General features: G+C 40.0%; 22 protein-coding genes and 1 tRNA gene. 14 read left to right on the forward strand and 9 right to left on the reverse strand.

Translation table 11 applies throughout. The features are described 5' to 3' along the window. Positions 1-99: 99 nt before the first annotated feature. The 4 genes from gldG to ACSLUF_RS07255 all read right to left on the reverse strand — a co-directional run bounded on the left by gldG (position 100) and on the right by ACSLUF_RS07255 (position 3,716). On the reverse strand, positions 100-1,773 hold the full coding sequence (gldG, locus tag ACSLUF_RS07240; RefSeq protein WP_435625440.1) for a gliding motility-associated ABC transporter substrate-binding protein GldG: 1,674 nt from the start codon (positions 1,771-1,773) through the stop codon (positions 100-102). After that, entirely contained in the window at positions 1,770-2,501 is a 732-nt protein-coding gene (gldF, locus tag ACSLUF_RS07245; RefSeq protein WP_435625441.1) for a gliding motility-associated ABC transporter permease subunit GldF, read from the reverse strand. The genes gldG and gldF overlap by 4 nt, the downstream gene beginning before the upstream one ends. A gap of 69 nt (positions 2,502-2,570) precedes the next feature. Beyond that, positions 2,571-2,885 carry a putative quinol monooxygenase gene (locus tag ACSLUF_RS07250; protein WP_435625442.1) on the reverse strand — a complete coding sequence of 105 codons (315 nt, stop codon included), beginning with the start codon at positions 2,883-2,885 and terminating at the stop codon, positions 2,571-2,573. Then, the gene (locus ACSLUF_RS07255) at positions 2,886-3,716 is read right to left on the reverse strand and encodes an SAM hydrolase/SAM-dependent halogenase family protein (protein WP_435625443.1); all 831 of its coding nucleotides are present in this window, start codon (positions 3,714-3,716) and stop codon (positions 2,886-2,888) included. A 122-nt stretch (positions 3,717-3,838) separates the two neighbouring features. On the opposite strand from ACSLUF_RS07255, the gene ACSLUF_RS07260 reads away from it, so the two are divergent. The 11 genes from ACSLUF_RS07260 (at position 3,839) to acs (ending at position 16,727) form a co-directional block, all read left to right on the forward strand. Continuing rightward, entirely contained in the window at positions 3,839-4,792 is a 954-nt protein-coding gene (locus ACSLUF_RS07260) for a PhoH family protein (RefSeq protein ID WP_435625444.1), read from the forward strand. Positions 4,793-4,796: 4 nt separating this feature from the next. After that, positions 4,797-5,750, forward strand: a complete 954-nt coding sequence (locus ACSLUF_RS07265) for a phosphoribosylaminoimidazolesuccinocarboxamide synthase (protein WP_435625823.1) — start codon at positions 4,797-4,799, stop codon at positions 5,748-5,750. Between the two features lie 95 nt (positions 5,751-5,845). Continuing rightward, positions 5,846-6,280, forward strand: coding sequence for a transposase (locus tag ACSLUF_RS07270; RefSeq protein ID WP_435625445.1), 435 nt, complete (start codon positions 5,846-5,848; stop codon positions 6,278-6,280). Positions 6,281-6,375: 95 nt separating this feature from the next. Beyond that, positions 6,376-7,587, forward strand: coding sequence for a hypothetical protein (locus ACSLUF_RS07275; protein WP_435625446.1), 1,212 nt, complete (start codon positions 6,376-6,378; stop codon positions 7,585-7,587). Positions 7,588-7,598: 11 nt separating this feature from the next. Continuing rightward, positions 7,599-7,862, forward strand: a complete 264-nt coding sequence (locus tag ACSLUF_RS07280) for a DUF4212 domain-containing protein (protein ID WP_435625447.1) — start codon at positions 7,599-7,601, stop codon at positions 7,860-7,862. Between the two features lie 20 nt (positions 7,863-7,882). Beyond that, positions 7,883-9,589, forward strand: coding sequence for a sodium:solute symporter family protein (locus tag ACSLUF_RS07285; protein WP_435625448.1), 1,707 nt, complete (start codon positions 7,883-7,885; stop codon positions 9,587-9,589). An 84-nt stretch (positions 9,590-9,673) separates the two neighbouring features. Next, positions 9,674-9,868: a hypothetical protein gene (locus ACSLUF_RS07290; protein ID WP_435625449.1), complete on the forward strand. Its 195-nt coding sequence runs from the start codon at positions 9,674-9,676 to the stop codon at positions 9,866-9,868. After that, the gene (locus tag ACSLUF_RS07295) at positions 9,861-12,548 is read left to right on the forward strand and encodes a sodium:solute symporter family transporter (protein WP_435625450.1); all 2,688 of its coding nucleotides are present in this window, start codon (positions 9,861-9,863) and stop codon (positions 12,546-12,548) included. The genes ACSLUF_RS07290 and ACSLUF_RS07295 overlap by 8 nt, the downstream gene beginning before the upstream one ends. Continuing rightward, positions 12,545-12,910 (forward strand): response regulator transcription factor, encoded by a 366-nt coding sequence (locus ACSLUF_RS07300; RefSeq protein ID WP_435625451.1) that lies wholly within the window; start codon positions 12,545-12,547, stop codon positions 12,908-12,910. The genes ACSLUF_RS07295 and ACSLUF_RS07300 overlap by 4 nt, the downstream gene beginning before the upstream one ends. Before the next feature lie 6 nt (positions 12,911-12,916). After that, positions 12,917-14,827: an acetate--CoA ligase gene (locus tag ACSLUF_RS07305; protein ID WP_435625452.1), complete on the forward strand. Its 1,911-nt coding sequence runs from the start codon at positions 12,917-12,919 to the stop codon at positions 14,825-14,827. Further along, complete coding sequence (gene acs, locus ACSLUF_RS07310) at positions 14,820-16,727, forward strand: acetate--CoA ligase (RefSeq protein ID WP_435625453.1); 1,908 nt, start codon at positions 14,820-14,822, stop codon at positions 16,725-16,727. The genes ACSLUF_RS07305 and acs overlap by 8 nt, the downstream gene beginning before the upstream one ends. Before the next feature lie 2 nt (positions 16,728-16,729). On the opposite strand, the gene ACSLUF_RS07315 is transcribed toward acs, so the two are convergent. Then, positions 16,730-17,383: a 3'-5' exonuclease gene (locus ACSLUF_RS07315; protein ID WP_435625454.1), complete on the reverse strand. Its 654-nt coding sequence runs from the start codon at positions 17,381-17,383 to the stop codon at positions 16,730-16,732. A gap of 8 nt (positions 17,384-17,391) precedes the next feature. After that, the gene (locus ACSLUF_RS07320) at positions 17,392-19,308 is read right to left on the reverse strand and encodes a DUF294 nucleotidyltransferase-like domain-containing protein (protein ID WP_435625455.1); all 1,917 of its coding nucleotides are present in this window, start codon (positions 19,306-19,308) and stop codon (positions 17,392-17,394) included. 116 nt (positions 19,309-19,424) lie between these two features. On the opposite strand from ACSLUF_RS07320, the gene ACSLUF_RS07325 reads away from it, so the two are divergent. Further along, the gene (locus tag ACSLUF_RS07325; RefSeq protein ID WP_435625456.1) at positions 19,425-21,200 is read left to right on the forward strand and encodes a MutS-related protein; all 1,776 of its coding nucleotides are present in this window, start codon (positions 19,425-19,427) and stop codon (positions 21,198-21,200) included. 53 nt (positions 21,201-21,253) lie between these two features. Here ACSLUF_RS07325 and ACSLUF_RS07330 read toward each other — a convergent pair. Then, a tRNA-Met gene (locus ACSLUF_RS07330) sits at positions 21,254-21,327 on the reverse strand. 138 nt (positions 21,328-21,465) lie between these two features. Here ACSLUF_RS07330 and ACSLUF_RS07335 point away from each other — a divergent pair. Further along, complete coding sequence (locus ACSLUF_RS07335) at positions 21,466-21,849, forward strand: START-like domain-containing protein (RefSeq protein ID WP_435625457.1); 384 nt, start codon at positions 21,466-21,468, stop codon at positions 21,847-21,849. A gap of 55 nt (positions 21,850-21,904) precedes the next feature. After that, positions 21,905-22,759 (forward strand): aminotransferase class IV, encoded by an 855-nt coding sequence (locus tag ACSLUF_RS07340; RefSeq protein ID WP_435625458.1) that lies wholly within the window; start codon positions 21,905-21,907, stop codon positions 22,757-22,759. Here the strand turns inward: ACSLUF_RS07340 and ACSLUF_RS07345 are convergent. Together ACSLUF_RS07345 and ACSLUF_RS07350 are read right to left on the reverse strand one after the other, a co-directional pair. Then, a complete protein-coding gene (locus ACSLUF_RS07345; RefSeq protein WP_435625459.1) occupies positions 22,752-23,312 on the reverse strand; it encodes a YqgE/AlgH family protein in 561 nt (186 codons plus the stop codon). The two genes, ACSLUF_RS07340 and ACSLUF_RS07345, sit on opposite strands and share 8 nt — an antisense overlap. Positions 23,313-23,431: 119 nt before the next feature. After that, a complete protein-coding gene (locus tag ACSLUF_RS07350; protein WP_435625460.1) occupies positions 23,432-23,704 on the reverse strand; it encodes an HU family DNA-binding protein in 273 nt (90 codons plus the stop codon). Positions 23,705-23,716: the final 12 nt, after the last annotated feature.

Raw genomic sequence — 23,716 nt, forward strand, 5'->3', positions numbered from 1 at the left:
AATTTTGGCACAAACCCTTGGTGTCCTTTGACCAAAACTAAATCGATAAAAACAAATATATCTCAAATGAGCGAGGCAAAGAAACAAATTTATCAACACTTAGGTGCTGTATTTCCGTTTTCTGAAATAGCTAAATGCGAATCCAAAAAGAAGGGTCAAAACCACTGGAAGCCCGATATTCAGTAGTTGCCATTTGATTCTTTTTGCTGCTATTTTTTCAACATCCAACACGGGAATGCTTACTTTTTTATTTCGGATGTTTATAAGTCCGGTATCATCCAGAAGATAATTCGTGCAGTTTATCAAAAACTCCTTATTTCCGTATGAATTGCTGGTCCATTTATCAAACCCTAATTCCAAGGGCTGCCCATTTTGTAGTTGGTTTTTAATAAGGTCCCCGTCCGCAATAACTATCATTTTATTAAGCACTCCATCTTCAACAGGATTCTCCAGTTTCATAGGTTTGACCCTACTTTTGTAAGCAGACTTAAATTCTCCTTCCACCAGTACAGCCAGGGGCTGGTTCCCATTGGTATAGGATTCTTTGTCTGGCGGTGTGTTCAGAATGTCCAATCCAATTTGTTTGGGAGTTCCTTCGGTTTTGGATAATGGAGAACTTTGCAACAAGACAGTCGCGTTATAACCGTTATCCAATAAATCAATGGAATTGGCAAACTGATAGCGCACGGCTTCAATATTGGAGTTTATAGGGTGACTGTTTTTTGAAAAGACCATTGGATTATAATACCAAGGTACCGGATTGAATTGCGAATCATTTCCTTCTCCAGACGCCAAAACGATTTGTGTAAAATAAAGGTCATTTATCAGCACAGGATTGATGCGCACCCCATAATTGAAGAAAAAATCATTCAGATTCAATTCTCGGGGTAGGGCCAAAGCCTTACCTCCTCCAGCAAAAAGACTGTCAACTTCCATAGCCACTTGGTCTATCAACCAGATAGACTTCCCTCCGTTGACCATAAATTGGTCCAATATATACTTTTCTTCATCTGTGAAAGCTTCCGTAGGCTTTGCGATTAGTGCCAAATCAAAATTATTCAGTTGGTCCTGTACTTTTTGCGGATTGCCAGCAACAGAATCCAATGTTATGATTCCCAAATTGTAGTAGTCCCTAACAGATGTAAGATAGTCAGCTATGTAAATATCCTCCAATTGTCCATTTCCTTTGATTACAGCAATACGCTTCTTTTCAGTAAAAGTCAATTTGGTAAAGGCATCAGCAAATGCATATTCCAATTGCTGCACGGAATTATTGATACGTTCTTCAGCATTTAAACTCGTACTTAACGTATTCTTTAGTAGTGAAACTTTTACGGTCTGGTCATTGTAATTTACCATAGCCCATGGAAAAATGAGCTCTTGGGATACTTTTCCTCCATCCTCTATTCTAACATTTGCAGGTGTTAGACCAATTCGTTGCAAATCCAAAATGGTCTGTTGTCTTTGCGCTTCATCTTCCAAAGGATTGACCAAATTGAACTTGATATTACTATTGATAGAAGCAAAGGATTTGACCAATTGCAATGTTTCTGATTTCAGTTTGGCAAACTCAGGAGGTATGTTCCCATCCAACAGGATATCAATAATTACTGGATTTTCAAACTTCTTGGCTACCTCAATAGCGGGTTCCGATATTGTAAAACGCGAATCCTCGGTAAGGTCGAATCTTTTGTAAACAAAACTTCCCAAAAAATTCAGAAGAACAACGATAACCAATCCCAATGCGATATGTAGAAATAACTTTCCTTTCATGGTGTCAAACTACTTAATCGGTTATGGGTCAAGAATAAAAAGAAAAGAGTGATAGATATGAAATAAATCAAATCCCGGGTATCTATAATTCCTCGAGCGATGCTCTCAAAATGTGTATTAGCACCGAGCTGCTGAATTTGCAGTTGGGTATCGCCGTTGGAAAACAAGGTTGAAATTGCGTCAAATCCATTGAATAATAAAAAGCAGAGTAAAATTCCGAAGATAAAGGCCACAATTTGGTTTTCCGACAGGGTAGAGGCGAAGAGCCCCATACTTACATAAGCTGAAATCAAGAAAATCAATCCAAAATAGGAACCTAGAACTACACCTAGGTCATAATTTCCAGGAATAATACCCAAATCAGCAATGGCGAAAACATAGATGATTGTGGGTATTATGGCAATAGTGCAAAGTGCGCAAGTGCCTAGAAATTTTCCAAATACTACTTTCCAAATTGATATTGGTTTTATTAGAAGCAACTCTAGGGTACCCAGTTTTCGTTCTTCGGAAAAACTCTTCATGGTTATGGCAGGAATCAGAAAAATAAAAACCCATGGGGCCAACAAAAAGAAATTGCTTAGGTCCGCAAAGCCGTAATCAAAAATGTTGTAATCTCCTTTAAAAACCCAAAGGAATAAACCATTGAGCAAAAGGAAGAGTCCAACTATGAGATAGCCAATGGGCGCTGTAAAAAAGGATTGGATTTCTCTTCTAAAAACTGCAAACATTCTTTTTCAATTATCAATTATCAATGGCTCAATATCCAATAGTTTGAAAAAATGATATCTGGCCAAATTTTAAATCCATTTCTTTTGCTCATTGCTCATTGAATGTTTGTTAACACTCCATGCCTCGGGCTTTTCGGAAAACAGGGCTTTGGTGTTTTTCCATACTTCTTTAAAAAAGCTGGAATTTCTGTAGGCCTGCAAATAGGACTCATCCTCCCAAAAACTATAGGTAAAAAAGATGTTGGGATGATTTACATCCTGATATAGTTCAAGAAAATTACAACCTGCAAATCCCAATATGGTATGCTTAGACGTTTCAAAAATGCGCTCAAAACTAGGGATATTTTCGGGTTTAAAGGTCAATTTTACAATGCGTATCAACATTTACAAAAAATTTATAGTGATGGTATCCCGATAATTCAACCCCAATAAGGTGGATGCTCCCCCAACACTGTTCAAATCACTTTTAAAAATTGCCAACTCTACAAATCCAGAAGTGTTGAATAAGGCTAGGGCATCCCCAGGGCCTTTTCGTTGTCCCTTGTCCAAATCGTAATTTATAATGCCATTATAAGTATGATGTAATGACCGTATTTTGTTTGTCCTGGCAACAACTTCAAAGTCTCTTCCATTGCGATATGCTTCAAAAAGGCTTTTACGGATATTGGTTACCGCATTTCCATAATTATCGATATAAATCACATTGCCAACTATGGTTTTTCCGTCGTTTGTTATTCTTGGTTCAAATTCCTTGGATTCCTTAAGTGCCTTAAATGGGCGACCAATGACTTCCATTTTTCCACCCCGGGCAAGATGGCAGGCCACCGGGACAAAAACCTCCAAAACAGGAAAGGAATTTATCTCATCCTGTGGTAAATGGATTTCCATGATGGCATCAATTTTTACGTCGGAAGTAATCATGGAAATAATCCCATTGTTGGCTCCAATAAAAAAATGGCCATCCGCTTCAACTACAATGTGCTCATTTTCAGGAGAAAGTTCGGAATCCACTCCCACCACATGGATAGTGCCTTTTGGAAAATGGGAGTAGCTGTTCTTTAAGATATAAGCACATTCCTGAATGTTAAAAGGGCTTATTTCATGAGAAATGTCAACAAGGGTAATATCGGATACATGGCTTAAAATACTACCCTTTATGGCGCCAATAAAGTGGTCTTTTTGCCCAAAATCAGTAGTTAAAGTTATGATTGCCATGCAATACTGTTGATATGTTTTTCGGCGCCCAAAATGATTTTTTGGTTAAGTTTGTGGGGTAAAAATAAACAAATTAGAACGAATAGATTTCTTCGAAAATAACCCTAAACACCCCTCTTTTTTTGAACGAACTCATAATTGAACTTACGGAAATCAGCCCACAGGACTTTTTTGGGCAACGCAATGAGAACATAGAACTCTTAAAGAAATATTTTCCCAAGCTAAAGATTGTTGCCAGAGGCAATAAAATAAAAGTTTACGGGGACGAAGAACTTTTAGAGGAGTTTGATCAGCGTTTTGATATGCTGACCTCGCATTTCGCCAAATATAACAAGCTGGATGAAAACATGATTGAACGTGTTTTGACTAGCAATGGAGAGGAAGATTACCAATCCTCCAAGGCAAGTAACGAGGTTTTGGTGCATGGGGTAAGTGGCAGGCTAATCAAAGCCCAGACAGTAAACCAAAGAAAGATGGTGGACCTTTGCCGCGAGAATGATATGGTTTTTGCCATTGGACCGGCTGGTACGGGGAAGACCTATACTGGAGTGGCTCTTGCAGTAAAGGCACTTAAAGAGAAGCAGGTGAAGCGAATAATTTTGACAAGGCCGGCTGTGGAAGCCGGGGAGAACTTGGGCTTTCTGCCAGGTGACCTTAAGGAAAAGTTGGACCCCTACATGCAACCGCTATATGATGCTTTGCGTGATATGATAGCACCCGAAAAGTTAGCCAAATACATTGAAGATGGCACAATTCAAATAGCCCCCATGGCCTTCATGCGAGGTCGTACTCTGGATAATGCTTTTGTTATATTGGACGAAGCACAGAATACCACCCATGCCCAAATGAAGATGTTTTTGACCCGAATGGGGAAAAATGCAAAGTTCCTGCTCACGGGCGACCCGGGCCAGATTGATTTACCTAGACGTGTCATTTCGGGTCTCAAAGAGGCCTTACTTATCCTGAAAAACGTAAAGGGAATAGGTATTATTTACCTAGATGATAAGGATGTTATTCGTCACAAATTGGTCAAAAAAGTAATCGACGCCTACAAAAACATAGAACACCAGAACTAGTATGATGGGTAATACTTTAATGGAAACCGATTTTCAGTTTCCTGGACAGCGTTCAGTTTACAAGGGAAAAGTTCGTGAGGTGTATACCCTTGAAGATGATATTCTGGTTATGATTGCGACAGACCGTTTGTCTGCTTTTGATGTGGTAATGCCCAAAGGAATTCCCTACAAAGGTCAGATTCTGAATCAGATTGCCACACAAATGATGAAAGCCACGGAAGATTTGGTGCCCAATTGGCTTTTGGCAACCCCAGACCCTAATGTTGCAGTGGGAAAGGCATGTGAGCCCTTCAAGGTTGAAATGGTGATTCGAGGATATTTATCGGGTCATGCTGCTCGAGAATATAAAGCTGGAAAACGAACGCTTTGTGGGGTACCCATCCCTGAGGGAATGATTGAAAACGATAGGTTTCCAGAACCAATAATTACTCCCGCTACCAAAGCGGAAAAAGGAGGTCATGATGAAGATATTTCAAGAGAAGAAATTCTTGAAAAGGGTATTGTGAGTAAAGCCGACTATTTGATTTTGGAAGACTACACCCAAAAGTTATTTGAAAGAGGCACGGAATTAGCAGCAAAGCAGGGTTTAATTTTAGTAGACACCAAATATGAGTTTGGGAAGACCAGAGAAGGGGAGATTGTTTTAATTGACGAAATCCACACTCCAGATTCATCACGTTATTTCTACGCAAAAGGCTATCAAGAGCGACAGGAAAAGGGCGAAGCTCAAAAACAATTGTCCAAGGAATTCGTCAGACAATGGCTTATTTCCAATGGATTCCAAGGTTTGGATGGACAAACGGTTCCCCAAATGAACGATGACTACATTGCGACCGTTTCGGAACGCTACATTGAGCTTTTCGAAAGCATTACCGGAGAAACTTTTGACAGGGCTGATATTTCCAATATCCAAGACCGTATTTCAAAAAATGTTTTGGATTGTCTTCAGGAACTTTAAATCACATTTTCAAATGTTGGTTTTAGTTGGTTTGTTAAACCATTAAATTTGTGAGATTAAACAATTATTTTGTTTAATGCTAAATTGATATATTTATGCTAAATAAGTATATCACTATGGAATCCTGTCCAAACTGCTCTTCACAACACTTTATCAAAGCGGGAGTCGTTAAAAATCGACAACGCTACAAATGTAAATCTTGTGGTTACTTTTTTACCGTTGGAAAACTGGGGAAGCAAATCGACGATTATTATGTTAATAAGGCGTTGCAGTTATATTTGGAGGGGCTTACCTATAGAGAAATAGAACGAATTCTTGGTGTTTCCCATGTATCTGTAATGAACTGGGTCCGCAAATACAATATCAAACGTCCGTACAATTCAAAGTATCACCCTACCTATAAAATTCTGAATCAAAATGAGTTACAACACTATTTTCAAAATTCTGAAAATATTGCAGGTGCGGGTGTTTTGGTAACCGAATTGGGGGATAAGTTCATGCTTATCAAATGGGAACGTTTCCGAGAATAGATATATCTAATTAACAGAAAACTATATTAACTTTTCTTTGAGACATTTTTTTTAGGATGTTCGTGGTGCATGCAAAAAACCATAACATCTTAAAAATGAAAAAAATAGTTTTTGGATTAGCATTATCATTGCTAATCATCCCAATGGCTTTTTCGCAGGGAAGTACTGAATACACAGGCGGTTACAAAGTAAAATTTAATGAAGACGGTTCAAAATATCTTCGGATAATCGCATGGGGACAATTTTGGGCCCAATACAATGAAGACGTACCAGACGATGTTAGTCAACTTAATTTTAGCATTCGTAGGGCTAGGGTTTTAACTTTTACCCAGTTAAACAAAAAGTTCTTGATATTGACCCACTGGGGTCTGAACAGTTTAAACGGAAATAATCAAAGTCCTTTAGGTTTTGGTGAAAACGCTCAGCTGTTCTTCCATGATTTTTGGGGAGAATGGAAAGTAGTGGACAACCACGATATTGGAGCAGGGCTTCATTATTGGAATGGTATTTCCAGATTGAACAACCAAAGTACCCTTAATATGATGACTCTTGATAACAACCGTCAGTCTTGGGCCACGATTGGACTTTCAGACCAATTTGCACGTCATATAGGGGTTTATGCCAAAGGAAAAATTGGTAAACTCCAATATCGCGTGGCGTTCAACGAAGCCGGCACTAGTACTTTGGATACGAGAGACCCGGTGGTGGATGGGGTAACGGTTTACGGAGGTCGGAGAATATTAGGCTCTGCAGACGCAGGGAAAGTACTGCAAGGTTACTTTGATTTCAACTTCTTAGACCAGGAATCCAACTTTCTACCGTATAAAGTGGGTTCGTATTTAGGTAGCAAGAAAGTTTTTAATATTGGGGCTGGTTTTTTTAACCATGCCAACGGTGTGGTTGAAGCAGATGGTGATGGTGCCGATGTTAACATATTTGCCATTGATGCCTTCTACGATGCGCCTCTTGGAGAGGATGGCTCAGCAATTACGGCCTATTTAGTGTTTCAAAACAACGACTATGGGGAAAACTACAATTTTGGTCCCTATGCAACGGGGAACATGGTCTATGGTCATGTGGGATATTTGGTACCAGGACCCGTGGATAAAACCCGTTTACAACCTTATCTTTCTTACAATACACGGTCCATTGATGCTATAGATGACAATGCAAATCGATTTGGAATTGGAGCCAATATCTTTATGACTGGGCATCATTCCAAACTAAGTTTGGAGTATGCCAACTCAAAAGTGGGTGATGCAGATGGAACCGGTGTGTTTACTGTACAAGCAATGATTTACCTATAAACCAACATATTATGACAGAAAAACAAAAAAAGGCTAGTGCCTATTGGAAAGAGAATCTAAGATATCTGGTCATTCTACTGATTATCTGGTTCACCGTTTCCTACGGAGCAGGCATCATCTTCAAAGATGCTCTGAATACCATTCGCATTGGAGGATTTAAACTCGGCTTTTGGTTTGCGCAACAAGGTTCAATCTATGTATTCGTGATACTCATTTTCGTGTATGTACGGTTGATGAACAAATTGGATAAAAAATACGGATACAACGAAGATTAACTTACTAAAGAAACAAAATTATGAGTGTACAACTTTGGACATATATTTTGGTCGGTATCACCTTTGCGCTATACATTGGAATAGCCATTTGGTCACGCGCTGGCTCAACAAAAGAATTTTATGTAGCCGGTGGTGGTGTTTCCCCATTGGCTAATGGAATGGCAACTGCTGCGGATTGGATGTCAGCAGCCTCTTTTATCTCCATGGCGGGAATCATTTCATTCGCTGGTTATGATGGGGCGGTATATTTAATGGGCTGGACAGGAGGTTATGTACTTCTTGCACTGCTTTTGGCTCCTTATCTACGGAAGTTTGGAAAGTTTACGGTTCCTGATTTCATTGGAGAACGATACTACTCCAAAACCGCAAGGGTAGTGGCAGTAATCTGCGCCCTAATAGTTTCATTTACCTATGTCGCGGGACAAATGCGAGGTGTAGGAATTGTTTTTTCTAGATTTTTGGAAGTGGACATCAACACTGGTGTGGTCATCGGTATGGTCATCGTATTGTTCTATGCGGTATTGGGTGGAATGAAAGGGATTACCTATACCCAAGTAGCGCAATATTGTGTATTGATATTCGCCTTCATGGTGCCCGCCATATTTATTTCCATTCAAATGACTGGAAATCCAGTGCCCCAATTGGGAATGGGAAGTACTATAGCCGACGGAAGCTATCTTTTGGATAAGCTGGATGGACTTTCCACTGAACTTGGATTTGCAGAATATACCAATGGCTCCAAAAGCCTGATTGACGTATTTGCCATTACCTTTGCTTTAATGGTGGGTACGGCAGGATTACCTCACGTAATCGTACGCTTCTTCACAGTGAAGAGAGTAAAGGATGCTAGAAAATCTGCTGGATTGGCATTGTTGTTCATTGCAATTCTATATACCACAGCACCAGCAGTTGCAGTTTTTGCGAGAACGAATCTAATCGAAACAGTAAGCGGGAAAGAATACGATGCCATGCCAGAATGGTTCAAGAACTGGGAAACCACAGGTCTAATAGGACACGATGACAAGAACGGAGATGGAAAAATCCAATATGTGGCCAATCCCGAAATCAATGAGTTGACAGTGGACCGGGATATTATGGTCTTGGCCAATCCGGAAATTGCCAACCTACCAGCCTGGGTAATTGCTTTGGTTGCCGCTGGTGGTTTGGCTGCAGCACTTTCTACCGCGGCAGGGTTGCTATTAGTAATTTCCTCTTCTGTATCCCATGATTTGATTAAGAATGTATTTAACCCAGGTCTTTCTGAAAAAGGAGAACTTTGGGCAGCTCGTCTATCTGCTGTTGGTGCAGTTTGTATTGCTGGATATTTTGGAATCAATCCGCCGGGATTTGTTGCGGCCGTGGTAGCACTGGCCTTTGGTTTGGCTGCAGCCTCGTTTTTCCCCGCGATTATCTTGGGAATCTTCTATAAGAAGATGAACAGCAAAGGAGCTATTACCGGTATGGTTGTAGGTATTTCCTTGATGTTGTTCTACATGTTGAAATTCAAGTTCGGAATCTTTGATGGTGGTAAAGCTGCCGTTGGAGGATTGAAAGATAGTTGGTGGTTTGGCATATCCCCAGAAGGTTTTGGTACTATTGCCATGGTCGTAAACTTTGTGGTTGCCCTTGTTGTGAACAAGTTCACGGAGGAACCACCAGAAGAGGTTCAGGATATTGTGGAAAATATCAGGATACCTAGTGGTGCAGGAGAAGCTGCTTCCCACTAAAAATTGTTAGTTGGTTAAAGAAAGCGGTGTGGTGTTTAAATACCGCACCGTTTTCATAATTTTATGTAAATCCGACAAATGAAAATGAAAAAAAGACATCAGCAGAAGCTCGTGATGATAGCTGTCATCCTCTTTTTCCTGTGGAATGTACCTTTTGTAACTATTTTTGATGGTGATTTTCATCTGTTTGGGTTTCCGGCATTTTATGTGTTCATTTTTTTGAGCTGGTTTATTGGTATTGCAGTGGCATATTATATCTTAAAAAAGTTCTATGAGTAATTATGCCCTAATACTTATCATAGTTGCCTATTTGGCATTTCTTTTCTTTTTGGCCTTTTGGGCGGAAAAAAAGCACAGAAGTAAACTGGTCAATAATCCGTATATCTATGTGCTTTCCTTAGCGGTGTACTGCACCGCTTGGACCTATTATGGTAGTGTGGGTATCGCTTCCCAATCAGGAATCAATTTTTTGGCCATATACTTGGGACCGGTAATTGCTATGCCTCTTTGGATTGTCCTCATGAAGAAGATCATTCGAATATCCAAACAGCATAAAATTTCAAGCATTTCGGATTTTATTTCAATGCGTTATGGCAACAACAGACCCTTGGGTGCTTTGGTCACCTTTACTTGTCTTCTGGCTATCATTCCCTATATATCCCTTCAATTAAAGGCAGTTTCAGAGACTTTCTCATTGGTTTCAAACAGCAATAGCTATGTGTCCTCCGGGATATGGGACGATTCCACTTTTTACATTGCCTTGCTAATCGCTGTTTTTGTAGCATTTTTTGGAACCCAATCTACCGATGCATCCCTTGGGAAAAGAGGAATAATGGCTACTGTAGCTTTGGAATCCATCCTCAAATTGGTTTTCTTTCTAGCCATAGGAATCTTCGTTGTTTATTTCCTGTTTGATGGCACCACCGATGTTTATGAAAAAGCGTCCTTGACCGCCAACTTCAAAGAACTGAGTTCGTTTGGAGGATTGGAGAATGGATTTAACTGGATGTTTACAATATTTCTTTCCTTTTTTGCCATTTTTCTGTTACCCAGACAATTTCACGTGGCCGTGGTGGAAAACCAAAAGATTGACCACTTGAAAAAAGCGATATGGCTGTTTCCACTGTACTTGTTGGTTTTTAACGTATTTGTGATTTTTATTGCATGGGCGGGCAATCTTAAGCTACCTAGTACAGTAAATCATGATTATTATTCGCTACTGCTACCGCTTCAGGAAGGAAATACATTTTTAACCGTTCTAGTTTTTATTGGGGGATTTTCAGCGGTGATTTCCATGATAGTGGTTTCAACACTGGCTTTATCCACGATGGTAAGTAACAATGTGATTATACCTTATGGATTTATAAAAAAATTGGTTGAGGGTAACCCCGAGGAAAATGCTAAAAACATCAAGAATATAAGAAGGGTAGCCATTTTTATTTTGATTATTGTAGCTTACTTTTTTTATATCCTGTTTTCCAATCAACTCTCCCTTTTCTCCATTGGTCTCATTTCCTTTGTAGTTATTGCCCAATTGGCGCCCTCGTTCTTTTTGGGTCTTTTTTGGAGAAGGGGAACCGCAAAAGCAGCAAAGACTGGTATGGTTGTGGGCTTACTTGTGGTTATCTATACTTTACTGTTACCAATTATTGCCGATGTCATTTCACCAGGGTCCCAAATAACCGATAAAGGACTTTTCGGATACTGGTGGCTCCGTCCGTCTCAATTATTTGGTGTTGAGTACCTAACGCCGGAAAGTAATGCCTTCCTATGGAGCATGAGTTTCAATACGCTTTCTTTCGTGGGTTTATCGCTCATGGCAAAAGGAAATTATCGGGAACGGAATTACGCCGAAATGTTCGTGCACAATGAGAATTACGAAAACCTTCAGGAAGGAGCTTTTGTTTGGAAAGGTGAAGCCTATGTTGCGGATATTCGAAGGTTGTTGAATCGTTTTATGGGGGAAGCACGTACGGAACGTGCCCTTCGGATTTTCAATAAAAAATACAATATCTCGGAACAGGAAGAGAAAGCCGACGCGCGGCTTATCAACTTCTCGGAGAAATTGCTTACGGGTTCCATTGGAAGTGCATCTGCAAAAATACTTTTAGCCTCAGTATCCAAGGAAAAACCAATTAGCTTGGTGGAAGTATTGAATATTTTGGAAGAAAACAAGGAAACGAAAGCAACCAACAAATTACTCATCGAAAAATCAGAAGAGTTGTCCCAAATGGCCTCTAAGCTACAGTTGGCCAATGATGAGTTATTGCTTCAGGATAGACAAAAAGACGAGTTCTTGGATACCGTGGCACACGAGTTGAAAACTCCCATTACTTCCATAAAGGCAGCATCTGAGGTACTTGACGATGATGATATGCCCTCAGAACTACGTCAGCAATTCCTAAAAAACATAAGCAAGGATACGGACCGATTGGCGAAGTTGATACATGATATATTGGACCTTGAAAAACTCTCTTCCGACCGTACTGAATTAAAAATAAGAAGTGGAAAAATAAACGAAACCATTCGGAAGGCCATAAATGGCATCGAACGCATAGCAGAGCAACGAAAAGTACATGTGGTTTTTCAAGAATCCGACTATCTGGAAGGCATGTACGATGAGGATAGAATTTTGCAAGTACTAACTAATTTACTATCCAATTCATTAAAGTTCACAGTAGAAGAGAAAGGAATCATTAAAGTACTCTTGGAGGAAAAAGACAAGGAAATTGCGGTGGTTGTAGAAGACAATGGCAGAGGGATTCCAGAGGAAGACCACAACTATATTTTTGAGAAGTTTTATCAGTCAAAAAATCAGAACACCAAAAAACCACAAGGAAGCGGTTTTGGACTGGCTATCTGCAAGCAGATTGTTGAAAGCCATAATGGTAATATTTGGGCAGATAAGACTGTTACGAAAGGAGCGCGACTAGTATTTACAATACCTAAGACAATATGAGTAGAAAGATTTTGATAGTGGATGATGAACCCAACATCGTAATGTCGTTGGAGTATGCATTTAAAAAGAAAAATTTTGAGGTGTTCATAGCACGAGATGGAACGGAAGCTCTAGAAATAGCGGGTAAAGAGCTACCGAGCATCATTCTATTGGACATTATGATGCCTAAAATGGATGGGTACGAAACCCTGAAGCAAATACGGAACAATACTGATCTCAACGGAACCAAGGTGGTCTTTCTTTCTGCTAAAAGCAAAATGGCAGATGTAGAAAAAGGCCTAAGCCTAGGAGCTGATAGTTATGTGACCAAACCCTTTTCGGTAAAAAAGGTCATTGCAGATATTGAAGAAATGATAGCTTGATCCCTAATGAAGTACAAAGATTTTTATTCAGAAAGTATCCAAAACCCAGAAGGTTTTTGGAGTAAACAAGCCCAAGCGCTTGCTTGGAACCGTTTTCCAACGGAAATATTGAAGGATGCACCAAATGGGGGGAACCATTGGTTTGCAGATGGGGAATTGAACATGAGTTATCTCTGTATGGATAGGCATATTGAAGATGGATATGCCGAACAAGTTGCCATATACTATGATTCTCCTGTAACCAATACAAAGGCCAATATTACTTACAGACAGTTACGTGATGAGGTATCCAAATTGGCGGGTGGATTAAAACAGCTTGGTCTTGAAAAAGGGGATACGGCGATTATCTATATGCCCATGATTCCCCAAGCCATCTATGCCATGCTGGCATGCGCCCGTCTAGGGGTAATTCATTCAGTGGTATTTGGAGGATTTGCACCTCATGAACTGGCCATACGAATAGATGATTGTAAGCCTAAGGTGATTATTACAGCATCCAATGGGATTGAAATAGAGAAGATTATTCCCTATAAACCTTTTGTTGACGAGGCCATTGCCTTGGCAAAGCATAAAACTGAACGGGTGATTATTTTCGATAGAAAGCTCGGTGTTCATATCCCACAAATGGATTATGATGTGGACTATGACACTTTGGTTAAAGAGGCAGAACCTGTCGAGCCGACGCAAGTAAAGTCCACTCACCCACTTTATATTTTATACACATCTGGTACTACAGGTACTCCCAAAGGAATTGTTCGAGATACCGGCGGATATGCAACAGCCCTAAAGGCTTCCATGAAATATGTGTATGGGGTTGAAGAAGGAGATGTGTATTGGGCAGCCAGTGATGTGGGTTGGGTTGTTGGGCATAGCTATATTGTTTACGCCCCACTTTTGAACCGAAATAGTACTGTGCTTTTTGAAGGCAAACCCATCAAAACTCCCGATGCTTCCACATTTTGGCGGGTTATTTCTGAATATCAGGTCAAAGTAATGTTTACTGCTCCCACCGCTATCCGGGCTATCAAAAAGGAGGACCCTGACGGAATGTTGCTCAAAAAATATGATTTGAGTTGTTTGAAATATCAATTTTTGGCAGGGGAACGGTGTGATGTGGCCACTTTGAAATGGACTCAAGATAAACTGGGAATCCCTGTCATAGATCATTGGTGGCAAACCGAGTCGGGCTGGCCTATGTTAGCCAATATGGTAGGAGTTGAACTTCAGCAAGTAAAGCCAGGTTCCGCAGGGTTTCCTGTTCATGGATATGATATTCAGATTATGGGGGAGGATGGTAATCTATGTGGAGCCAATGAAGAGGGTTACGTATTGGTGAAGCTACCTCTGCCACCGGGATGTTTGTTGGATGTATGGCAAAACACCCAACGCTTTGTCTCCGGGTATTTGGAAAAATTCCCAGGGTATTATTTTTCGGGTGATGGAGGGTATACTGATGAAGATGGGTATGTCTTTATTACCGGTAGGGTTGATGATATTATAAATGTTGCGGGTCATCGGCTTTCAACGGCAGAAATGGAGGAGATTGTAGCTTCCCATCCAGCTATTGCCGAATGCGCTGTTTTCGGAATACATTGTGATTTAAAGGGGCAACGACCTTTAGGTTTGGCCGTCCTCAAATCAGGAACAGAGATTACCTCCCAGAAATTGGAAAAAGAAGTAATTCATAATGTCCGTCGTGATATTGGCGCTGTGGCATCTTTCAAAGAATTGTTAGTGGTCAATCGACTTCCCAAAACCCGTTCAGGAAAAATTTTGCGAAAACTGCTCCGGAATATTGCGGATAAATCCGAGTATCCTATCCCTTCTACCATAGACGATGTGGCCATCATTGATGAAATCAAACAAGCATACAGAGCACGAAATATTGGAAAACTAAAAAACAAATTATATGAGTAATTATCACATAAAACATCTTGAAGAATACTTTCAAGTTTATAGGAAATCAGTCCGTGACCCAGAAAATTTTTGGGAAGAAGTAGCCGAAGAACATTTCGTTTGGCGAAAAAAATGGGACAAAGTATTGGAATGGGATTTTAGTAAACCGGAAATTAAGTGGTTTCAGGGTGCCAAGTTGAACATTACAGAGAATTGTATTGATAGGCATCTTCGTATTCGCGGCGAGAAGACCGCTATTCTTTTTGAACCAAACGATCCCAAGGAAGAAGCACAGCACATTACCTACAAAGAATTACATGGTCTGGTCTGCAAAATGTCCAATGTGCTCAGTGAAAAAGGCATTAAAAAAGGGGATAGGGTGGTAATTTACTTACCTATGATTCCCGAATTGGCCGTTTCCGTTTTGGCCTGTGCTCGAATTGGAGCTATCCATTCTGTGGTTTTTGCAGGTTTTTCATCGACCGCATTGTCCACTAGAATCAATGATTGTGGCGCTAAAATGGTCATTACCTCAGATGGTTCATATCGAGGCAAAAAAACAATTGACCTCAAAGGAATTGTAGATGAAGCATTACATGATTGCCCTGACGTGCAATCGGTCTTAGTTGCAAAACGAATAAATTCCAAAATCGAAATGAAAACAGGACGTGATGAATGGCTGGCACCACTAATGGAAAGTTCCTATGCGGATTATCCTCCTGAGGTAATGGATGCGGAGGACCCCTTGTTCATTTTATATACTTCGGGTTCTACTGGAAAACCCAAAGGTATGATGCATACTACCGGAGGATACATGATTTATACTGCCTACACCTTTAAAAATGTGTTCCAATATCGTGAGAATGATGTGTATTGGTGTACTGCTGATATCGGTTGGATAACCGGACATTCTTACATTGTTTATGGTCCATTGGCGAATGGAGCCACTACTGTCATGTTTGAAGGGGTACCTTCCTATCCTGATTTTGGACGTTTCTGGGAAATCGTTCAAAAACATAAAATCAATCAGTTTTATACCGCTCCAACGGCTATTCGTGCATTGGCTAAAGAAAATTTGGACTTTATTAAAAAATATGATTTGTCCAGTTTAAAGGTTTTGGGTACCGTAGGAGAACCTATTAATGAAGAAGCATGGCACTGGTACAACGACCATGTAGGGGAGAAGCAATGTCCTATTGTGGATACTTGGTGGCAAACCGAAACGGGGGGGATTTTGATTTCACCTGTTCCGTTTTCAACACCAACAAAACCCACCTACGCAACCCTGCCACTACCTGGGGTGCAACCTGCTTTGATGGATGAAAAAGGAGATGAAATAAAAGGAAACCCAGCTGATGGCCGACTTTGTATTAAGTATCCTTGGCCTTCAATGGCGCGTTCCATTTGGGGCAATCATCAAAGGTATAAGGATACGTATTTCTCGGCCTTTGAAAACAAATACTTTACCGGCGATGGTGCTTTACGGGATGAAGTGGGGTATTATCGTATTACGGGTCGAGTGGATGATGTGATTATTGTTTCAGGCCATAATTTGGGTACGGCACCTATCGAAGATGCCATAAATGAACATCCCGCCGTTGCTGAATCTGCAATTGTAGGCTTTCCACACGACATTAAAGGTAACGCCCTTTATGGCTATGTGACTCTAAAACAAACCGGGGAATCTCGTGACAAGGATAACCTGCGCAAAGAGATAAACCAAGTGATAACGGAGCATATTGGTCCTATCGCTAAGTTGGATAAGATTCAATTTACTTCCGGTCTTCCCAAGACACGAAGTGGTAAAATAATGCGACGAATTCTCAGAAAGATTGCCTCCAATGATACTGGTAATCTCGGAGATACGTCTACCTTGTTGAACCCGGAAGTGGTGGAGGAAATAATGAGCGAAGTACTTTGAAGTCACTTCCAGAATTCCCAGAACCTGTCTTTTTTGAGCAACTGTTCCAAAGAGACAGGTTTTAATTTATCCAATATCCTAAGAAAAGCGATGGCGGTAATGTATGCATCCCCCAAGGCGGTATGCCTGTCTGTTTTGGGAATATTAAATTCTTCGCACAATACATCCAAGCTGTAATGCCCATCAGTTTTCCTTTGTACCCTTGGAAGACTTCTGTTAAAAAGAACGGCAGTATCCAATCTTTTGTTGATTAATTTGGGCAGGCCATTTCGGAGAAGGGCCTCGTTGAGCATACCAACGTCAAAACCCACATGATGGGCAACAATAACGGCGTTTTCAAGAAGTTTTAGTAAAGTTTTCAATCCTTCCAACTCTTCAATCCGCTTCACTTTACCTCTTTTAAGGATTCCGTGTATTTCTACTGTCTTGGCATCAAAAGTGGTTTGGTTCAAAAACACTTCAAAGGCATCTTTTGCTTGTATGGAACTATCTTTTAACCGTAGCGCTCCAATACTCAGCATTCTATCTTTTTTAAGACTAAAACCTGTTGTTTCAGTATCCAAAACCACAAAAGTCACGTCTTTTACATTTTGTGGTAGGCCTTCTTTAAATGAAGCTTCATAGGTTTTCCAGAAATCGGGTAGGTTTGCTGCCATGGATGGAGTTATCGTATTCTTGAGACCATAAACCGTACACTCAATACTTCCTGAATCTGTTTTATGGTTTTGAATGTACGTTTCAGTTTCATTTTTTCCTCTTTGTTCAATTGCTCCAGATTGATATACCTACCTGAATCATTATGCAGTAATCCTTGTTTGGTCCTAAACCGCAAAAGGGCTTTGGTGGCATAGCTACAGGCCAGAAACAGCTCCTTATTGTTCGGTTCCAGTTCTGCCAACTTTTCATACCGTTCCCAGGTATTGCTGATATCGACAACGTTTCGGGAGAGTATTAAAACTCTAGCAGCATCCACCAAGGGCATCAAGGCACGTTGTTTCAAATCAAAGAAATCCTTATAGACTCCGTCTTGCTCTACCAAAAACTCCCTAAAAAAACCAGAAGGAGAGGGGTTCATTAGAGCACCACTAGCCAAATGGGTAAGAAAAATAGGGTACTTGGCCACCGTGTCGAATATATGATGTGATAACTTGGAAACCAGTTTTTTATCGCCATAAGCTCGGTTGTAATCAAAGAAAATAGAGGAAAGCAACACTTCATCTGGCCCCGGATTAGTAATCCACTTGGTAGTCATTTTTTTGAATCCAGATAAACTTTTGCACCATTTTGGGTTAGATCCTATCATATCCGCTGGGCAATATTCGTACCCAATTGCATTTAGACCGACGGTTATTGTCTTGGCCAACTGTAAAAAGTACTTTTGGGTCTTCTCAAATTGGGACTCGGCAACATCCTCAAAAACCAGGGCGTTGTCTTGGTCTGTATGCAATAATTGCTCACTTCTTCCCTGACTTCCCATAGCCAACCAAGCAAATTTGGCAGGCGGTTCAGAATCCATTTGTCCAAGCGATAACTCGACTACTTTTTTGATGCAGGCATCGTTCAGTTCCGAAATGATTTTGGAGGTAAGTGTGAGCGGAATATTTTGGTCTAGGTAGCCCCTCAATAAATTCATGACGCCATTTCTAAGCGGTTTAATTTCTTCCGGTGAATTGGTTCTTTTAATGGCTTTTACTAGCACGGCGGGATTGTTTCCCAAGGACAACATAATATCATGCTTGGATAAAATTCCAACGGCTTTGGTATTTACTGTACCATCTTCGGTCAAAACCAAATGACTAATATTACTTTTCATCATCGCCATTTGCGCCTGCGTGATGGTTAATTTGGTGGGGTATGTAATTACAGGAGATGACATGATTTTTTTGGCCTTTGCAGTTATGGGATGATCTCCAGTGGCAATCTTATTCCGAAGGTCTTTGTCCGTGATTATGCCTATGGGCAGTCCTTTTTTTTCAATTAGCATGGCCCCAATTCCTTTGGAGGTCATTTTTTCCGCGATGGATTGAATCACGGTTTGTTCTGAAACAGAAACAATATTTCTGGAAAAGTCAACAAGCTGAAGGTCAAGCAGTGGAGTATTGTTCTTGGAACTAGACTGTATAGCGTCTCCCAACAATTGGCCTCTGTTGGTTTTGTCGTAGGGATTCCGGGTATTGGAAGCAAAGCTTTCGACCAAAAAGTCAGCTACTGTTCTGTTTTCTTTGATGTAGGGTCTAAATTTATCAATAGGTATGGCGTACAATATGGTTTCCTCTTCACTTTTTGCAGTCAGTCTATAATTTTCGTTTGCCATCAATGGCCTAAGGCCAAAAATATCGCCCTCATCACAAATGTCCAATACGGTTTTCTCTTCCTTGTCCCATAGCGCTATGGCTCCTTTATGAACCACATAAAACTGATGGTGTGCCGATTCATCCACACTAAAAATGAGCTTGTTTTTTTCTTTGTAGATAATAGTGACCTCCTGAGATAAGGTTTCAAGTTGCTCTTTAATCAAATTGGAAAACGGAGGGAAAGCCTTTAGGAAATCTGCAATACGTTCAGAAATGGTGTTCTTCATACTATAAAGGTAATTCTCTTGACGGTATCTCTTGAAATTTTCAATAAATGGATGCAGATATACCATTATCTTAGCGACTTGCTCATACTGAAGTGATGATTTTCAATTCAAAATGAATGGATACCCCAAGAATATTTTATGAAAAACAAATAGAGGAGTTGCAATCCATACTTGCGCAGCAAAAACAGGTATTGACCCGTATTAGCTTGCTGCGATTGTTGGTTTTTTTGGGTACATGTTCGCTTATTTATTTGTTTTGGGAACAGACTGTTTGGACGTGGACTTCACTGGTACTCGGAACGGCTTTGTTTCTATTGGTGCTCCGTTGGCATACGGATAAGAAAACCATATTTGAATTGAACAAAGAGCTGAAAAAAATAAATGTGGAGGAAATAGAAATTCTAAACGGAAACTATCATCAACGATATGATGGAAGTAATTTTGATGCACCCTCCCATTTTTTTAGTTCGGATATTGATTTGTTTGGCAAGGGGTCATTCTTTCAGTACTTGAACCGTACGGGTTTAAGTGAAGGTACGGACCACGTATCCAAACTGCTTTTATCGAACTCGATTAGTGATATCCAAAAAAAGCAGGAAGCTATACAAGAATTGTCCCAATTACCTAAATGGGTGCAAAGGTATACCGCCCTGGCAAGGCTTACCAAAACCGAAACACCTTCCCAAGCCGTTATAAAATGGTTGCAAGCCTATACTCCTTTCATATCAGATAAGCTAAAAAGAGTGCCTATCGCTTTTGGATTGGTTTCGGTTATTTTGTTTGCTTTTTCGGTCCTCAAACCTTTAACATGGTGGTATTTGGGAATTTGGTTTTTGTTGGGGCTGATGATTACCGGATTCTTCCTGAAAAGAAATAATGCTTTAAATGCGAAAACAAGCAAAGTAAAAGACACGATTGCACAGTATTCCTTGTTGCTGGATGAGATTGAAAAGCAAGACTTTTCTTCTTCCATGCTGAGAGAGGAAAAAGAAAAAATTAAATCTGGAGAGAACAAGGCCTCTGCAATCTTCAAACGGTTTTCCAATGCTATGGATAAGTTTGATAATCGAAACAATTTGCTTGTTGCCCTTTTGGGCAATGGCTTTTTTCTTTGGGATTTGCAATCTGCATACCAAATAGAGCAATGGATAGTTAGGTATAACCACTTAGTGGGACAATGGTTTGCCACCATAGCCTTTTTTGATGCGTATAATTCCCTTGGAATTTTTGCATTTAACCATTCTGATTTTGCATATCCCAGCATAGAAAGGGATTCTGATTATTTGATTCAGGCAAAATCTTTAGGGCATCCTTTAATTCCAAAGGAAAAACGGATTGACAGTGATTTGCTGCTGGGTAAAGACGACTTTTTTGTGGTTACCGGGGCAAATATGGCAGGGAAAAGTACATTTTTACGAACTGCTTCCTTATTTGTTTTGATGTCCAATTTAGGGTTGCCTGTCTGCGCTAAAGAAAGCAAATATGTTCCCATAAAACTGATTACCAGCATGCGTACCACAGATTCATTGGCAGACCAGAGTTCCTATTTCTTCTCGGAACTCACTCGACTTCAGTTTATTATGGAGGAATTGGAAAAGGATACCTATTTGGTGGTGTTGGATGAAATCTTGAAAGGAACCAATAGTGTGGATAAAGCTCAAGGCTCCAAAAAACTTATTGAACGATTGGTAGAGAAGAAAGTGCCGGGTATCATTGCCACCCATGATTTAAGTCTCTGTGAAATTGCCAAGGATTTGAAAGCGGTCAAGAACTACTTTTTTGAGACCGAAATCAAAAATGAGGAACTCCATTTTGATTATCGTTTAAAAGAGGGGGTTTGCAAGAATATGAACGCTTCATTTTTATTGAAAAAGATGAAGATTGTTGAATAAATCAATAACAGTTTTTAAAAGAAAAACCCAAGACTAAAATCTTGGGTTTTTTGTAGCGAGAGGGAGACTTGAACTCCCGACCTCAGGGTTATGAATCCTGCGCTCTAACCACCTGAGCTACCTCGCCATGGTGCCGTAAAGCGGGTGCAAATATAAAGTTTAATTTTTCCCGAATCAAAAAACCCTATTAATTTATTATTTGATATTTATTTTTATATCTTACCCAATTATACATAGTGTTGAAAAGGAAAAACCAAGCATAAGAATGAGTGATAAAATAAAATTTGAACTTGAGTTCGTCATACAAGCTTCCCCCCAGTTGCTGTACCAATATATTTCCACGCCTTCAGGCCTTTCTGAGTGGTATGCGGATAATGTAAATTCGCGCAGTGAGCGATTTACTTTTATATGGGATGGCGCAGAGGAAAATGCCAAGATGCTGAAGCGAAAAAGTGACGAATTCGTCAAGTTTTCGTGGGAGGAAAATGAAGATGATAGCTTTTTCGAAATGCGAATTATAGTAGACGAAATCACAAAAGATGTTTCTCTATTTATAACCGATTTTGCTGAAGAAGATGAGGTGGACGAGGCAAAAATGCTTTGGGAAAACCAGGTTTCTGATTTAAAGCAGGTATTGGGTTCCAAATAGGCAGAAACGGAATAGTAACGTATCTTTGGTCCCTCTTTCAAAAGGGACTTTTTTTATGGTCAATCACAACGGACTTTTTTTTTCTGAAGACGAGCCTATTTTCACTCACAGTAATAGAGGAGTTAAATATGGGGATGGGGTATTTGAAACGCTTCGAGTGGTCAATGGCGAGATTTTCTTTTGGGAAGACCATTACTTCCGCTTAATGGCATCTATGCGTATGTTGCGCATGGAAATACCCATGAATTTCACCTTGGAGCATATTCGTGAAGAAATATTGAATACCGTTCAAAAGAATGATTTTGAAAACGGTGCAGCCCGTGTTCGGTTTACCGTGGTGAGAAACGATGGAGGCCTGTACACTCCTAAAGATAATTCCATTTCCTACACTATTGAATCACAATCTTTGGCATCTCCGTTCTACATTCTTCATGACGGTGATTATGAGGTGGAATTGTTTAAGGACTATTTTGTAAATAGAGATTTACTATCCCAATTGAAGACCACCAACAAAATATTGAATGTCTTGGCTGGAGTTTATGCCAAGGAAAACGGGTATCAGAATTGTATTTTATTGAATTCTGCGAAACAAGTGATTGAAGCAATCAATGGAAACGTTTTTTTGGTTCACGGAACCACTATCAAGACAGCTCCTCTCGAGGACGGGTGTTTGAATGGGATTGTACGCAAAAAAGTTATTGAGATAATTGAGGCCAGTGGGGATTTTGAACTTTCAGAAACCTCAATTTCACCGTTCGAACTTCAAAAGGCTGATGAATTTTTTATAACCAACAGCATAAACGGAATTATTCCTATTACCAGATATAGGAAGAAGAACTACACAAATGCTGCTGCTAAAAATTTACTAGGAAAACTAAATGCTAAAGCTAGACTGGAAGTGACTAGTTAAGTGTTGGGTTTTCGGGTGCATTGGACCAAATGAGGTAATCACCACCTAGTTCCAACATTTTCTCTTTCCAAAAAGCACCAGAAGGTTTTTCAAGTATGGCACTTTGATGGTCGTTTTGGAGAACTACCCACGAATTAGAATGTAATTCTTCATCCAACTGGCACGAAGCCCAACCCGAATAGCCTAGAAAGAAACGAATATCCTGTTCTGAAATGGTTTTATTGTTGATAAGCTCGACGGTCTTATCGAAATCCCCACCCCAAAAAATCCCATCAGATATTTCAATGCTGTTGTCTATCAAATGAGGTACTTTGTGAATGAAATATAGGTTATCCTGTTCTACGGGACCACCATTGAACACTTTAAAAGGAATGGTTATTTCTGAAATGAGATCACAGATATTGTAATCCAAGGGTTTGTTCAGAATAAAACCTACTGAACCTTCTTGGTTGTGTTCCGCCAACAAGACCACCGAACGGTTGAATGATACGTCTCCGGTTAGGGAGGGTTCTGCAACCAACAACTTTCCTTTTGTGGGCTTATTGAAATCCATTATTAGAAGTTCTTGTTTCTAAATGTAATATTTTCTGTTTGAATAACAAAAACCGACATACAGCAAATAAAAAAGCACTTCTTAAAGAAGTGCTTTATATATTTTTTAAAACAAATTGATTAGTTCACCGCAGAGCTCAACTCAGCACCTGCTTTAAATTTCACTACATTCTTAGCAGCAATTCTGATAGTTTGTCCAGTTTGTGGATTTCTACCGTCTCTTGCTTTTCTGTGATCAACAGACCAAGAACCAAAACCTACCAAAGAAACTCGGTTTCCTTTTTTAAGTGATCCCTCAACATTTCCCAAGAAAGATTCCAATGCTTTTTTAGCTGCTGCCTTTGTGATGCCTGCATCAGCTGCCATAGCATCGATTAATTCTGTTTTGTTCATAACGGAAATAAA

Source organism: Flagellimonas sp., from assembly GCF_965601775.1.
In the GTDB taxonomy this organism is placed as follows: Bacteria; Bacteroidota; Bacteroidia; order Flavobacteriales; family Flavobacteriaceae; genus Flagellimonas.